Here is a 13,421-nt window from a genome sequence, read left to right as displayed (position 1 = left end):
TGGCAAGGGCTGCGCGGGCGTCAAGCATGCGGTTCGAGGACCGAACGCTCGCCGGGACGCTTGGCGCTCTACCCTGGGGGCTGATCCTGATGCTGATCAGCATGGCCCTGATCGGGACCGCAGCGCTTTACAGTTCGACCTATACAAACCCGGCTGAAGCCGGCCTTCCGGCCCGCCATGCTGTCCGGTTCATGATCTCGCTGGCCCTGATGTTCGTCATCGCGCTGGTGCCGATAAAGATCTGGCTGCAAGCCGCATGGCCGGCCTATTTCATCACGCTGGCGATGCTGGTCGGGGTGGAGATGTTCGGGGTATCCGGCGGCGGGGCGCAGCGCTGGCTGCCGCTCGGGCCGATCAATGTCCAGCCGTCGGAGTTCATGAAACTCGCCCTGACGCTGGCGCTGGCCCGCTACTACCATAACAACCTGCCGAATGCGGGCGGGCGGTTCTTCATCCACCTGCCGCCGCTCCTGTTGATCGTCGTCCCGGCCGCGCTGATCTTCAAGCAGCCGGACTTCGGCACTACGCTTGCCCTGTTCGCGTCTGGCGGCGTGCTCATCTATCTGGCCGGACTCTATTACCGCGTCATCGCGGCGGTATTCGTGACCGGGCTGATCAGTGTCTGGCCGATCTACCAGTTCGTGCTTGAGGATTATCAGCGTGAGCGTGTCGACACCTTCCTCGCCCAGCTGACGGGACAGGCGGTCAATGCGCTCGATGATGGCTACCAGATCGAGCAGGCGAAGATCGCCATCGGGTCTGGCGGCTGGCAGGGCCGGGGCTTCATGGAAGGCATCCAGGCGCAGCTCGACTACATCCCCGAACAGCATACCGACTTCATCCTGACGGTGATCGCCGAGGAGTTCGGCTTCCTTGGTGCGACGGGGCTTCTTGTCCTGTGGGGGATCATTCTCGTCTGGGGGCTGGTCATCGCCCGCACTTCCGCCAGCCTGTTCGGCCGGTTTGCCGCAGCCGGGTGCGTGGCGACGGTCGGTTTCTTCATCCTGTTCAATGTCGCGATGGTGCTCGGCCTTGTGCCGGTGGTCGGCGTGCCGCTGCCGCTTGTCTCCTATGGCGGAACCGTGATGTTTACGACGATGGCGTGTTTCGGCATCATCATGTCTGTGCACCTCGGCCGCGACGAGCGGCTGGGCGGGCAGGGGGTGATTTGACCTCGATGTCGGCGCGCACGTTGACCTTTATCCCGCGAAAGCTACTGTCCCGCGAAAATCATTCCATCTGGGGAGCGAAATATGGAAATTGGCCGCAAGACTGAGACCTGGGGCTCTAAGTTCGGCTTCATCATGGCCGCCGTGGGCTCTTCGGTGGGCCTCGGCAATTTCTGGCGCTTTCCCTACACCGCGGGTGAGAATGGCGGTGGGGCGTTCATCATTATCTACCTGCTCTCGGTCGCTTTCGTCGGTCTTCCGCTCCTGATGGCGGAATATTCGATGGGCCGGAAGTCGGGCATGTCGGCGATCGAGGGCGTCCAGTCGCTGGCCCGCGCTGAAGGCAAGTCCCTCAACTGGGGCATTGTGGGCTGGGTCGGTACGTTGACGGCGACCTTCATCCTGAGTTTCTACATGGTGATCTCTGCCTGGCTGATGGCTTTCACCTTCCAGGCGTTCGGCGGGGCTTTTACCGGCATGGACGCAGCGTCCTCCGGGGCCAATTTCAACAATACGATCGGTCAGGGCGAGCACCCGCTGGTGTCCAAATGGTACATGCTGTTGCTGCTCGGCATCTTCATCATCGCGAACATTTTCGTTGTCGGCCGCGGCGTGAAGGGCGGTATCGAGCGGGCCGCCACCATTCTGATGCCAGCCTTCTTCATCATGCTTGTCGTTGTGGTCGGCTTTGCCCTCACGACCGGTGACAGCGCAGCCGCAGCGGAGTTCCTGCTGACGCCGAAATGGGAGGATGTCGGCTTCAACACCTTCCTGGAAGCGATCGGACAGGCCTTCTTTTCCATCGGCATCGGGGTGGGCCTGATGATCACCTATGGCGCTTACCTCTCGCGCCAGACCGATATTCCCAGATCCTCCGGCCTGATCGCCGGCTCGGACACGCTGGTGGCCCTCATCGCAGGCTTCGCGATCTTCCCGGTTGTCTTCGCAGCCGGCCTCGACCCGGCCGGCGGGCCGAGCCTGTTCTTTGTTTCCATGCCGGTAGCCTTTGGCTCAATTCCGGGCGGCGCGTTCATGGCGATCGTGTTCTTCGGCCTGGCCCTCTTTGCGGCCTTCACCTCGTCCATCTCGCTGCTTGAGGTGTCGGTGTCCTGGCTCGAGGAACGTCAGGGCGTAACCCGTCTCGGGGCGGCAACGGGCATGGGGACCATCCTGTTCCTCGTCGGCGCGGCCTACGTCTTCGGGCCGGAATATCTCGACTTCATGGATTTCGTGACAGGCAATCTCCTGCTGCCGCTCGGCGGTCTGCTGGCGGTGATCTTTGCCGGCTGGATCCTGTCACGTGAGATGATGACCACCGAGATCGGTGAGGGCACGATCATGAATGTCTGGCGCTTCCTGATGCGCTGGTTCGTTCCGGCCTTCCTCGGCTTCGTCCTGTTCTTCGGCTTCTTCGACAAGATCCAGCAGCAGTACAACGTCCAGCTGCCGGGCTTCATGACCGCCATCCTCGGCCCGAACAACGCCCTGCCGGCGGAGTAGGTGGAAGGGGTGCCAGCGCGTCCGGCCCCTTGCCTTGCCTACTCGTACCGGTACTCGATCGGGTAGACGACGCCCGTTCGTGAGACTGACTGCCCCTCAACCAGTTTGGGTGGGAAAGTTACCTGTTTCATCGCCTCAGTGGCGCTTTCTGCAAAGACCGGATCGGTGCAATCAGCCTTCACATTGAAAGGCTCGCCATCCGCTGTCACGTCCAAGATGACGTTACATTTGCCACTGAGGCCGTTTCTCACGGCTTCGGCCGGGTAAACGGGGTGTGGGTAGTTTTCCGGCTGGGCATCACGATCGGACGCGGGAGCGGGACTACCGGACTGTGCAGCGGCAGCGCCGACTTCGAGGAAAATCAGCACAGAGACGGCTAGCAAGCGCATCTTGAGCTCCGTTTTGATGCCTGTTGACGCATCCCGCTCAAGGCGGTCAGTCCTCTTCGGCGCCGGCCTTCAGCGTCTCGCTCATTTCCAGATAAGGCGCCGCAGCCTCCTGATCGCCAAGGACTCCATAGAGCTGCCCGATATTGTAGGCTTCGCGGGCTTTCTCTTCAGTGGACAGGAGCGGATGCTCCAGCACGATTTTGAGTTCCCCAATGGCCGCCTCGAAGTCCTTCAGTTCGACCAGGGCGGCGGCTTTCATGCGATGGGCGGCCAAGGCTTCATAGCAATTGAGGTTGGAGGCCTGAAGAGTGTCAAGAATGCCGACGGCACGGCCAGGGGCCTCGTCTTCAAGAAGGGCTGTCTCCGCGCTCAAATATGTCTTTCCATGCTCATCCGTGAAATGGCTTGCGGTGCAGGGCGAGGCCTGCGCCCCCAGTCCGGTGACAGCGGCCACACCCAGAACGATCAACGGCTTCATGCGACACTCCCTGATTCTATGATATGATATTACATATCTTGCTCAGGGTGAAAGCTCAACCCTTGATCGTTTGGACAATCACGGGTTGGGCGGTTTAGCTGAAAAGCTTGCCGAAGGTACGCGTGGCGCGGATCAGCTGGTCGACAATGCTGGAGTCGAGGCTGGAATGACCGGCATCGGGCACGATGTGCAGCTCTGCGGCAGGCCAGGCCTTGGTCAGCGCCCAAGCGGTCGCGAGCGGTGTCACCACGTCATAGCGCCCATGCACGATGATGCCGGGAATGCCCTGCAGCTTTTCCTTCGCCTGCTTGAGCAGCCAGCCATCTTCCGGGAAGAAGCCCTTGTTGACGAAGTAGTGGCACTCGATGCGGGCAAAGGCATCGGCGAAGCTGTCTTCCTCGAACCGGGCCGGGCGTGAGGACGGGCCCTGGATGGAGATGGTCTCGCCTTCCCAGCAGGCCCAGGCCTTGGCGGCCTCGATACGGGCTTTCCGGTCATCTCCGGTCAGGCGCTTGTGGAAGGCGGTGAGCAGGTCACCGCGCTCGTCTTCCGGGATCGGGGCGACATAGCGGTCATAGGCGTCCGGGAAGAGGCGGCTGGCGCCATCCTGGTAGAACCACTGGATCTCGGCCTCGGTGATCAGGAAGATGCCGCGCAGGATCAGGCCATGGACACGGTCCGTATGCTGGACGGCATAGGAGAGCGACAGGGTCGAGCCCCAAGAGCCGCCGAAGACCACCCACTTGTCGATGCCCAGATGCTCCCGCACCGCCTCGATATCGCTGACCAGCGCCCAGGTGTCATTGCCCTCCAGCTCGGAGTGCGGCGTGGAGCGTCCGCAGCCGCGCTGGTCGAGCAGGACGATGCGGTAGAGTTCCGGATCGAAGAAGCGGCGCATTTCCGGGCTGGATCCGCCACCAGGACCGCCATGCAGTCCGATGACGGGAACCCCGTCCGGGTTGCCGGATTCCTCCCAGTAGATCTCGTGGATGTCGGACACGCGCAGGCGCCCGGACCGGCGGGCTTCGATTGGTGGATATAGCTTCAACATTCGATAACCTTGTTCACATCCTCTTCATTCTCAGCTGATCCTATATGAATCAACTCACTGGACCTACTAGCCTATTTCTGTAATGTTCATAGGTGTGGGGTGAGTAAAACGGGGCGAACCAACGGCGAATGATGAAAGCACTAACCTGCACAGCGTTACTCATGCTCACCGGGTGTGCGACTGTGTCCATGGTGTCGACGGACGCAATCGTAGAGACCGAAAGATCGGATGAAAGCTCCGCGCTTGCCGAATCGGCGAGAGCTTTCAATACCCGGGCTGAAGCCCAGGGCTGGGTTGGCGAACCGCGCAGCCTTATGGATTTCGCCAGCGTCCTCTTCAGCGGCAATTCCGAGCAGACCGGCCGCAAGGCGGGCACTTATGCCGAACGCATTGCCGCGTCTGACGAAGATGTTGCGACCGTCTTCGAGACGATCACCGATGATGCCCGCTCGACGCTTCAGGCTTTTTCCGAAGTCCAGACGGTCGCCGACACGCTTCTGGATGAGAATGATGTCGTCCGGACCGACCTGATCAATTTCGAAACGGCGCTCGTTACCGCGCAGAAGAGCTATCGCGGCTTTGCCGAAGCGACCGGCATTGCGGCAAGCCGTGGCGATGAAGGTCTCGACGAGACCGAAGCGGCGCTCAAGGAGCTTGCTGCGGCGGTTGATACGGCCCGCAAGACAGCCGACAGGCTTGCCGATGCCTACGCCCTCGAAGACGAGGCGGAAGACGCCGCTGCCGCCAGCTAGGCAGGCCCTGTTTTCAGCAATGACTACTGCCTGATCCGGCCCTCCGCGGCCGGGAAGGCGCGTCCCGTCCATGACAGGGCGCAGGGACGGTATTAGTCCTCCGGCGTCGAGAACCAGACATCCATCAGGATATCGACGAGCTGCTCAGTGCGCGCGCGCACATCTTCCGGTGTCCAGGTGTTGCGATGGCGCAGGTCCTCGGTGAGCGCGAAGATGCGGGCGCCGCTTTCGAAGAAGATCCGCTTCTTCTCGCGGAAGTCCAGCCGGTCGGCCTGATGATTGATCTGCTGCGGCACGATGACGAAATTGCCCAGCGTCTCGCAGAGTTCGCGCTGGACCTGTGTGCGTGGCCAGGTGGCGTGCCAGTATGAGTCCTCCGGCACCGAGCGGGGCAGGACATGCTCCACCGTGGCGTCATCCTCCAGCGTGATCGTCTCGCCATTCTCAAGCGCGGCATTGGTCCGTAGCGCCATGGCGCGGCGCTGGCCGAAGGTCGCAAAGCGTCCCGTCATGCGCTCGCGGACCTTCCTGACCTCATCCTTCGAGAACAGAAGCGGACTGCCCTTTTCGAACAGCGGCTTGTCATTCTGGATCAGCTGGGTGAGCTTCTGATAACGCTTCTGGCGTGCGCTCGCGGTGGTGAAGTGCAGCATCATGGCGTAGGCCAGCCGTTCCAGCATCTGGAAGAATTTCAGCGCCTGTTCGCCATCGTCGGGATGCTTGTAGAGATAGGCAACCGCCGGCACGCGCCAGAGCTGGTGGTCAAGCAGCCGCAAATGGTTCAGCGGGGCCTTTATCGCTTCGGTCAGCGGGCCGAAATCCGGATCGCCTTTGATGACCACCCTGTAGGCTTCCACATAGCGCGGCAGCTCCGTATCGACGAAGTCGCGGGGATCCACCTTCGACAGCACGACCTTGGCGAAGACATTGGCCGTCTTGCCCTTCGTGTTGCGGCCATAAAGCTGACGGATGATGTTGAGCAGGTCGTCCAGCCCGCCGCCGCCAAGCTTGGCCTCATGCTCCAGCCATTCACGGGCATAGCGGCTCGCCTCGGCCTGTGAAAAATTGGCGTGCTGGAGAATCTCGGTTTTCACGATGTCATGGCTGTTGGGCGCTTTGCCGCGTGTGTTGAGCACGCGGAAGACTTCGTAGCCGCCATCCCAGTCAGGCACGATGACCCGCACAAGCACCACGCGGTCGCGGATAGTGGCGAAGAGGTTGCGGCGCGCCTTCTCGCTCATGTCAGCCAGAAGCTCATGCAGGAAGGCGAGGTTCTTCTGCATGACTTCGTGATTGGTGTCGTCAGTTGCGACGATGTCCCGGCGCAGCGTCGATCCCTCGCCCTGGACGGCCTCACGGAAGAAGGGATTGTCGACATCGTTCAGGGTCAGCCGCCAGATGGCGCCCTCGCCAAGCATGGCCCGGTCGGGGTCGCCAATCATGCTCTGGATGCCCGCCTTTTCAGCCGGGTCTTTCTCAAGGTCCCGCAGGGTCGCGAGAACCATGGTGAGGGTCGTCAGCCGCTGCTGGCCGTCGACGACCTGGAAGCTGTTATCCTCCATGCCGACCAGCACGATCGCGCCGATGAAATGAAAACGGCCCGTCTCCATTGCGTTCTGCAGGTCGTCCAGAAGCTCGCGGACTTCGTTTTCCTCCCAGGAGTAGCTGCGCTGGTAAGGCGGCATCTTGAGCTGGCAGCCCGGGCCAAGGATGTCAGCCAGGCTGCATTCACGCGCCCGGATCCCTGAGTCCAACCGCGGCGTTTCTGACTCCATTGAATTCCCCAATAGACTGACTAGACGTGTGAGGCATTCACTAGCCGCCCTGATCCTCCGAATACACTCTTTGTTCGGATGAATCTCAGGGGGTGTGACAGGAGCGCAACGAACAGATGAAGTGGCTGAATTTCGAGATTGACGGGCAATTGCACTGCGGACTGCTGGAAAATGAACAGATCGTCCCGGTTGCGGCGGGCTGCCTGAGCAGGACTTTCCCCCAAAGCATGGAGAAAAAAACAGCAGTCGGCAGCGGCGACCACATTGCAATCTCAGATGTAGTCATTCGGCAGCCCGTCATCCGTCCGGGCAAGATCCTCGGCATCGGGCTCAACTACGCCGCGCATGTGGCGGAAAGCGTGAGCTTCATCAAGAACGATGCTCCGCAGGTGCAGAAGTGGTTCAACAAGCAGGTGACCGCCGCGAACGGGCCGGGCGGCGCGATCCACGTTCCGAAGGTTTCGGATCAGCTGGATTATGAGGCGGAACTTGTCGTCGTGATCGGAAAGCATGGCAGGCATGTCCCGGCAGACCGGGCGATGGAGATCGTGGCCGGCTTCACCTGCGGGTGCGACTGCTCTGTGCGTGACTGGCAGAAGGCGAGCCCGACCATGATCATGGGCAAGGGCTTCGACACGCATGCGCCCTTCGGGCCTTATCTCGTGACCCCGGATGAGGTGGGCGACCTCGCGAGCCTCTCCATCCGTGGCTATGTCAACGATGAGTTGCGCCAGGAGGCGGTGCTCGGGGATATGATCTTTTCCGTTGCCGAGCAGATCGCCCATCTTACGGCTGCCTTCACGCTGGAGCCGGGAGATGTGGTCTTCACCGGGACGCCGGCGGGTGTGGGGGCGGGGCATACACCGCCGAAGTGGCTGAAGGCCGGCGACCGCGTGCGCGTCGAGATCGAGAAAGTGGGCACGCTTGAAAATCCCGTCATCGAGGAACCGGAGACGACCCGTCTTGGCTAAGGCGCTGGCCGGTCTTCTCCTCGGTGCCGCGGGGCTGGCCGCCTGCCTGCCACCGCAGGACACGCCTGAACCTGCCGCGGAAGAGCATGAGACACGGCCTGATATCGCGCCCGGTGATCTCGTCCTGCTGCCCTGTAGTGCCGGAACGGACCGGCCCTGCGCTGTCCTGATTGCCGGTGGCAAGCGGCTGATGTTCGGGGCGCCGGCCGGGGCGGGCCAGCAGGCCGATGAGGCGGACCTGGCAGACCTCGAAGCGCTTTTCCTGTTTTCGGTGCATCCCGAAGACATCGCAGGCGTCGATGAAGTGCGCAATCGCGGCTGGCGTGCCGGGCGGCTGGACCCGCTCCCGCTCACCGGCCCGGTGGGGACCGGGGTCCTCGTTCAGGGCCTCAACATGGCTTATGAACAGCCCGATGCGATCAGTTTTGTCGAGGATGGCGCGCCTGCGGGCGGCTTCGTCGCGGCGCTGCTGTCGCATGCCAATGACATCACGGAAGAAACGCTGGTCTATGACAGCGGCGATGTGAAAGTGCGCGCCGCACCCGGCCGCAATACATGGCTCTCCTACCGTGTGGGCTATCGTGATCTCGATGAGACCTGGCACGAGATCGTCATGACGCCCTGCGGCGCCGAGACGGCGGTGGGGGATGGCGAATACGAGGTCGAAGCCGCCAATCGCCTGAGTGTCGGCTGCCCCGTTCCGCAGCCCGTGGAAGAGGCTGCATCAGACGCCGGCGAGACAGAAGTGACAGAGGCGGAGACGGCGGGGCCGGACTATGCCTGGCCGCTGGAAGCGCCTGTCTTTGCTGAGAAAACCGAACGCTAGAAAAAGCAACGGGGTCCCGCCTGGTGGCGGAACCCCGGTCTCCCCCGAGACGCCCCCGTCCGGCCAATTAGGCCGCGGACTTCCAGGCGCGGGTCTTGGGTCATCACTATCGGCGTTTGGGGTGGAGTCAAATGTGTTCTGCGTACGCAACGTCTCCACAGTTAAATGTGTGTCATCGAGGACACGCTGTGGACGCAACTGCCCGCACCATTGGCATCCACCCCAAATCAGGCCTAAAGCTACGAATTCGTTAACTCTTGGCAGCTATTTGTTAAGGTTCGGCGAATGACGGGGCTGATAACAATATGATTGGTATACTGTTCATCTTCTATGTAGCGCTTGGTGCAGCGCTGGGCCTTGGCCTTTATACTTATGCCGGTGTTGGAATTCCGCTTTCCGTTGGCCTCGGGGCGGTCCTGACCGTCATACTGGGCCAGCTTCACCTGCTGATCGCGCACGTCTCCAAATCTGCTGAAACCGACGAGAAGATGGAGCGCCTTGAGCGCGCCCAGGTCAACACGCGTGAGCGTATGGATATGGTCGAGGCCCGCGCCGAGAGCGTCGAATCCACCCTGAAGCACGAGCTCACCGAACGCCGCGACGCGCTGGTCAGCGAGATGCGCCAGCTTGAAGGCTTGATCGATCGCCTCTCCAAGAGCTTCGAAACGAAACTGGAAGAGACTGCCGTCAACGAGGTGCGCCCGCAGGAAGATGCGGTCCTGCGCACTGTTAAGGACGCGCTGCACGATGGCCGGGTGGACCTGCACCTGCAGCCCATCGTCTCCCTGCCGCAGCGCCGTGTGGCCTTCTATGAAGGCTTCACCCGCCTGCGCCGCCCGGACGGGTCGCTGATCCTTCCGGCCGAGTTCCTGGATGCTGCCCGCCGCGCCCGCCTCATGGGCGTGATCGACAATATGATGCTCTTCCGCTGCGTGCAGATCGTGCGCCGCCTGTCGGAGCGTGACCGCCGCGTCGGTGTCTTCTGCAACATCTCCGCAAACTCGCTGACCGACCCGTATTTCTTCCCGCAATTCCTCGAATTCATGCGCGAGAATCGCGACCTTGCGGGCGCGCTGATCTTCGAAATCCCGGCTGACCGGTTCGAGAATCGCTCCCGCGAAATGCGCGAAGGCATGGAAAAGCTGACCGCGCTCGGTTTCCGCTTCTCCATCGATCATGCCAGCGACCTGTCGGTCGACCTGCCGCGCCTGCAGGATGCCGGTGTGCGCTTCGTGAAGATGAATGGCGGCGAGCTGATCGAGCAGCTGCGCGACCCCAACGGTCCGCGCCCGGTCTCCAATGTGCACCGCCAGCTCGATGGCGATGAAGTGTCGGCTGTCTGCTCCCGCTTCGGCGTGACGCTGATTGCCGAAAAGCTCGAAGAAGAGGTCAGCGTCGTCGAGATTCTCGAATACGACATCCCCTATGGCCAGGGCCATGTCTTCGGCGCGCCGAAGCCGATCAAGTCCTCGCTGATGGAAGCGACGGCCCCGCCGGCTGAGTTCATCGCCAAGCTCGGTGCCTTCGGCTGATGCGCAAGCAGGTTTGACCGCCTGCGTGCGCCTGAGTACTGAGCGGCCATGACCAGACCCGAGCATCCTTCCGGCCTCGCCGGGATCGCGAAGAATTACGACACCATCCTGTGTGACGTCTGGGGCGTCATCCATAATGGACGGCATGCCTTCGATGACGCCTGCAATGCCCTCACCAGATTTCGGGAGGGCGGCGGCACTGTCGTGCTGATCACCAATGCGCCGGTGCCCAAGGCGCAGGTCATCTCCTATTTCGAACCGCTCGGCGTGCCGCGGGAGTGTTATGACGACTGCGTTTCCTCCGGCGATGCGACCCGTGAAGAGCTGTCAAAACGCCGCGATGAGAAGATCTGGCGCCTCGGTGTCGATGCCGGCTGGGAGCGCGACCAGTTCCTCTACAAGGGGCTCGGCCTGAATTTCGTCGAGCCGGAAGAGGCCGACACGATGCTCTGCATTGGTGTGCGTGATCAGGAAAACGACCATCCCGAAGATTATCGCGAGCGGCTGAAGACCGGCGTCGAGCGTGGCATCCCGATGATCTGCGCCAATCCGGACATCAAGGTTCGTATCGGTGACGAGCTGGTCTGGTGTGCTGGCGCGCTGGCCGCGATCTATGAGGAAGAGGGCGGCAGCGTCATCTATCCGGGCAAGCCGCATTCGGCGATTTACGAACTCGCCATCCGCCGGGCTGCGGAGATCCGCGGCGAGAAGCCGTCACGCGTGCTCTGCATCGGTGACAGCCCGGCCACCGACATGCGCGGTGCGGCCCAGCAGGGATTCGACGCGCTTTATGTCGGCACGGGGCTTGCCGAACATGGTGACAATTTTAAAGCTGAGGTTGGGGCCCTGCTTGACCAGTATGATACGGCTGCGCAATACGCGATGCCGGCCTTGAGGTGGTGACGCCGCTGCGCTGTCATTGTAACAGACTGCGGCTTTTAGATTCGGAGATTGGCTGATGAGTGCCAAGGATGGATACAAATTCGAGGAATTGAGCGTCGGCATGGCGCACGAGACGTCCCATACGATCACCGAAGAGGATGTCCAGCTCTTCGCGAAGGTCTCGGGCGACTACAATCCGATCCATATGGATGAGGAATATGCCAAGAAGACGCCGTTCGGCCAGCGCATCGCCCATGGCGCGCTGACCGCCTCATACATTTCCGGCATTCTCGGCAATGACCTTCCCGGGCCTGGCTCCATCTTCACGCATCTCGAAATGCGCTTCCGCCGTCCGGTCTTCATCGGCAGCACGGTCGTCGCGCGCGCCGAGATCACCGAGATGTTCGAGCGCGGCAACCGCATTACATTGAAGATCACCTGCTCGGTCGGCGACAAGGTCGTCGTTGGCGGTGAAGCCAAGGTGATGGTGCCGAGCCGGGAAGACTAGGAGGCCCATAAATGGCCGTCCATGCCGGTTATAGCGATCTGCCACAGAGCTCACGCGGGTATTCCGTTGCGCTTGGCAATTTCGATGGTGTTCACCCCGGCCACCGCGCGGTCATCGATGCTGCCCGGATCGAGGGCATGCCGCTTGGCGTTGCGACCTTCGAGCCGCCGCCGCGCGCCTATTTCCGTCCCAACGACCCGCCCTTCCGCATCTACCGGCCGGCGCGGCGCAATGCCCGCCTGATTGAGCTTGGCGCCAAGGGCGTCTTCGAGCTGCCGTTCAACAGCGATATGGCCTCGATGACGGACGAGGACTTCTGCCGCAAGGTCCTGGCTGACGGGCTGGGCGTGGCGCATGTCGCAGTAGGGTTCGACTTCCGTTTCGGGCGCGGACGTATGGGCGACGCGGCCCGGTTGTCCTCGCTCGGCCGGTCGCTCGGCTTCGAGGTGACGGTGGTCGACAAGGTCGAGGGTGACGGCACGGCGAAGGCCTCATCCACCGCCATCCGCGAAGCGCTGATTGCCGGCGAGCCGCAAAAGGCCGCCCAGATGCTTGGCCATCCCTGGATTGCCGATGGTATCGTCGAGCGCGGCGAACAGCGCGGGCGTACCATCGATTTCCCGACGGCCAACCTGCATCTCGGCGAACTGATCCATCCGCGTCATGGCGTGTATGCCGTCAGGGTCCGGATTGACCGGCAGGGCGACTGGCTTCCGGGTGTCGCGAATTTTGGCCGGACACCGACGACGGGTGTGCGCGACCCGCTGCTGGAAACCTTCATTTTCGACTTCGATCGCGACATCTATGGCCGCTTCCTGGAAGTTGAACTGCACCACTTCCTGCGTCCCGAGCTTCATTTCCCCTCGCTCGACGAGATGGTCGAGCAGATGAAGAAGGACTCGGGTGAAGCACGCGCCCTACTCGACGGAAAGTCCTGATTTTTTTGTGCGGCGGGGGTGACTTTGGGCGCAGACCGGAGCAATTTGCCCCGCGAACCGAAGAGGGGATTCAAATGAAACGTGTAGTAATTCCGGCTGTTGCGGCGATGGGGGTCGCTTTGATGAGCGCGCCAGCGACCGCGCAGGAACCGACTGTTGTGACCAGCGTGACCGAAGCGGACCTGGTCCGGTATGCCGAGTCGCTGGACCATACGGTGGAGGAAACGTTTGATGCCGGGGAAGGCGTCCCGTTGCTGCGCGTCAAGGCGCCGGACATGACCTATTTCGTCTATGGCAATGCCTGCGAGGCGGGCATCTGCAAGGGCATCAAACTTGTCTCCCGCTACAATGCAGACGCAACCGTCACGCCAGCCAATGTCAACAAGCTCAACACCCAGGTCCCTGCGGTGAAGCTCTGGTACGATGATGAGGAAGACGTGCTTGCCGTCGAGCGTTATCTCATTCTCGACAAGGGCATGGCGGAAGAGAACATCACGTTCGAGATGAGCACCTTCCACGTCATCACACCACGCGTCATCGAGATGTTCGGCGAGTTTACCGAGGCAGGCGAGTAGGCGGGTCTGCGCTGGCTTGCCGTCAGGCAGATGACAGGGGGCGAACCCTCTGCTAGAGCCTGCGGCCATGATGAT

14 protein-coding genes are annotated in these 13,421 nt (G+C 61.8%); 10 read left to right on the top strand and 4 right to left on the bottom strand.

Annotated features, from left to right (window positions below; translation table 11 throughout):
- Nucleotides 1–26: 26 nt before the first annotated feature.
- A complete protein-coding gene (gene rodA, locus Q1K29_RS00595; RefSeq protein WP_300390133.1) occupies nt 27–1,172 on the top strand; it encodes a rod shape-determining protein RodA in 1,146 nt (381 codons plus the stop codon).
- 81 nt (nt 1,173–1,253) lie between these two features.
- Nucleotides 1,254–2,669 carry a sodium-dependent transporter gene (locus Q1K29_RS00590; protein WP_300390129.1) on the top strand — a complete coding sequence of 472 codons (1,416 nt, stop codon included), beginning with the start codon at nt 1,254–1,256 and terminating at the stop codon, nt 2,667–2,669.
- Nucleotides 2,670–2,707: 38 nt separating this feature from the next.
- On the opposite strand, the gene Q1K29_RS00585 is transcribed toward Q1K29_RS00590, so the two are convergent.
- The 3 genes from Q1K29_RS00585 to pip form a co-directional block, all read right to left on the bottom strand.
- The gene (locus Q1K29_RS00585; RefSeq protein ID WP_300390126.1) at nt 2,708–3,058 is read right to left on the bottom strand and encodes an energy transducer TonB; all 351 of its coding nucleotides are present in this window, start codon (nt 3,056–3,058) and stop codon (nt 2,708–2,710) included.
- Nucleotides 3,059–3,104: 46 nt separating this feature from the next.
- On the bottom strand, nt 3,105–3,536 hold the full coding sequence (locus Q1K29_RS00580) for a hypothetical protein (RefSeq protein ID WP_300390123.1): 432 nt from the start codon (nt 3,534–3,536) through the stop codon (nt 3,105–3,107).
- A gap of 94 nt (nt 3,537–3,630) precedes the next feature.
- Entirely contained in the window at nt 3,631–4,587 is a 957-nt protein-coding gene (pip, locus tag Q1K29_RS00575; protein WP_300390120.1) for a prolyl aminopeptidase, read from the bottom strand.
- A gap of 128 nt (nt 4,588–4,715) precedes the next feature.
- On the opposite strand from pip, the gene Q1K29_RS00570 reads away from it, so the two are divergent.
- Nucleotides 4,716–5,339 (top strand): hypothetical protein, encoded by a 624-nt coding sequence (locus Q1K29_RS00570; protein ID WP_300390117.1) that lies wholly within the window; start codon nt 4,716–4,718, stop codon nt 5,337–5,339.
- A gap of 92 nt (nt 5,340–5,431) precedes the next feature.
- Here the strand turns inward: Q1K29_RS00570 and Q1K29_RS00565 are convergent, their stop codons facing one another.
- Nucleotides 5,432–7,114, bottom strand: a complete 1,683-nt coding sequence (locus Q1K29_RS00565; RefSeq protein ID WP_300390114.1) for a DUF262 domain-containing HNH endonuclease family protein — start codon at nt 7,112–7,114, stop codon at nt 5,432–5,434.
- Nucleotides 7,115–7,230: 116 nt separating this feature from the next.
- Between Q1K29_RS00565 and Q1K29_RS00560 the strand changes: the two genes are divergently transcribed.
- The 7 genes from Q1K29_RS00560 (at nt 7,231) to Q1K29_RS00530 (ending at nt 13,346) form a co-directional block, all read left to right on the top strand.
- Nucleotides 7,231–8,085 (top strand): fumarylacetoacetate hydrolase family protein, encoded by an 855-nt coding sequence (locus Q1K29_RS00560; RefSeq protein WP_300390112.1) that lies wholly within the window; start codon nt 7,231–7,233, stop codon nt 8,083–8,085.
- Nucleotides 8,078–8,911, top strand: a complete 834-nt coding sequence (locus tag Q1K29_RS00555; RefSeq protein ID WP_300390109.1) for a hypothetical protein — start codon at nt 8,078–8,080, stop codon at nt 8,909–8,911. The genes Q1K29_RS00560 and Q1K29_RS00555 overlap by 8 nt, the downstream gene beginning before the upstream one ends.
- A 305-nt stretch (nt 8,912–9,216) precedes the next feature.
- Nucleotides 9,217–10,443 (top strand): EAL domain-containing protein, encoded by a 1,227-nt coding sequence (locus tag Q1K29_RS00550; protein WP_300390107.1) that lies wholly within the window; start codon nt 9,217–9,219, stop codon nt 10,441–10,443.
- Nucleotides 10,444–10,491: 48 nt separating this feature from the next.
- Nucleotides 10,492–11,346 carry a TIGR01459 family HAD-type hydrolase gene (locus Q1K29_RS00545; protein ID WP_300390104.1) on the top strand — a complete coding sequence of 285 codons (855 nt, stop codon included), beginning with the start codon at nt 10,492–10,494 and terminating at the stop codon, nt 11,344–11,346.
- 55 nt (nt 11,347–11,401) lie between these two features.
- Complete coding sequence (locus Q1K29_RS00540) at nt 11,402–11,833, top strand: MaoC family dehydratase (RefSeq protein ID WP_300390101.1); 432 nt, start codon at nt 11,402–11,404, stop codon at nt 11,831–11,833.
- Nucleotides 11,834–11,844: 11 nt separating this feature from the next.
- On the top strand, nt 11,845–12,771 hold the full coding sequence (ribF, locus tag Q1K29_RS00535; protein WP_300390098.1) for a riboflavin biosynthesis protein RibF: 927 nt from the start codon (nt 11,845–11,847) through the stop codon (nt 12,769–12,771).
- A 74-nt stretch (nt 12,772–12,845) separates the two neighbouring features.
- Entirely contained in the window at nt 12,846–13,346 is a 501-nt protein-coding gene (locus Q1K29_RS00530; protein ID WP_300390095.1) for a hypothetical protein, read from the top strand.
- Nucleotides 13,347–13,421 lie beyond the last annotated feature (75 nt).

It is taken from the genome of Henriciella sp., assembly GCF_029937755.1.
Taxonomy (GTDB): domain Bacteria; phylum Pseudomonadota; class Alphaproteobacteria; order Caulobacterales; family Hyphomonadaceae; genus Henriciella.
Note: the sequence above shows the minus strand (reverse complement) of the source record. Positions and strands in the feature narration are given on the sequence as shown.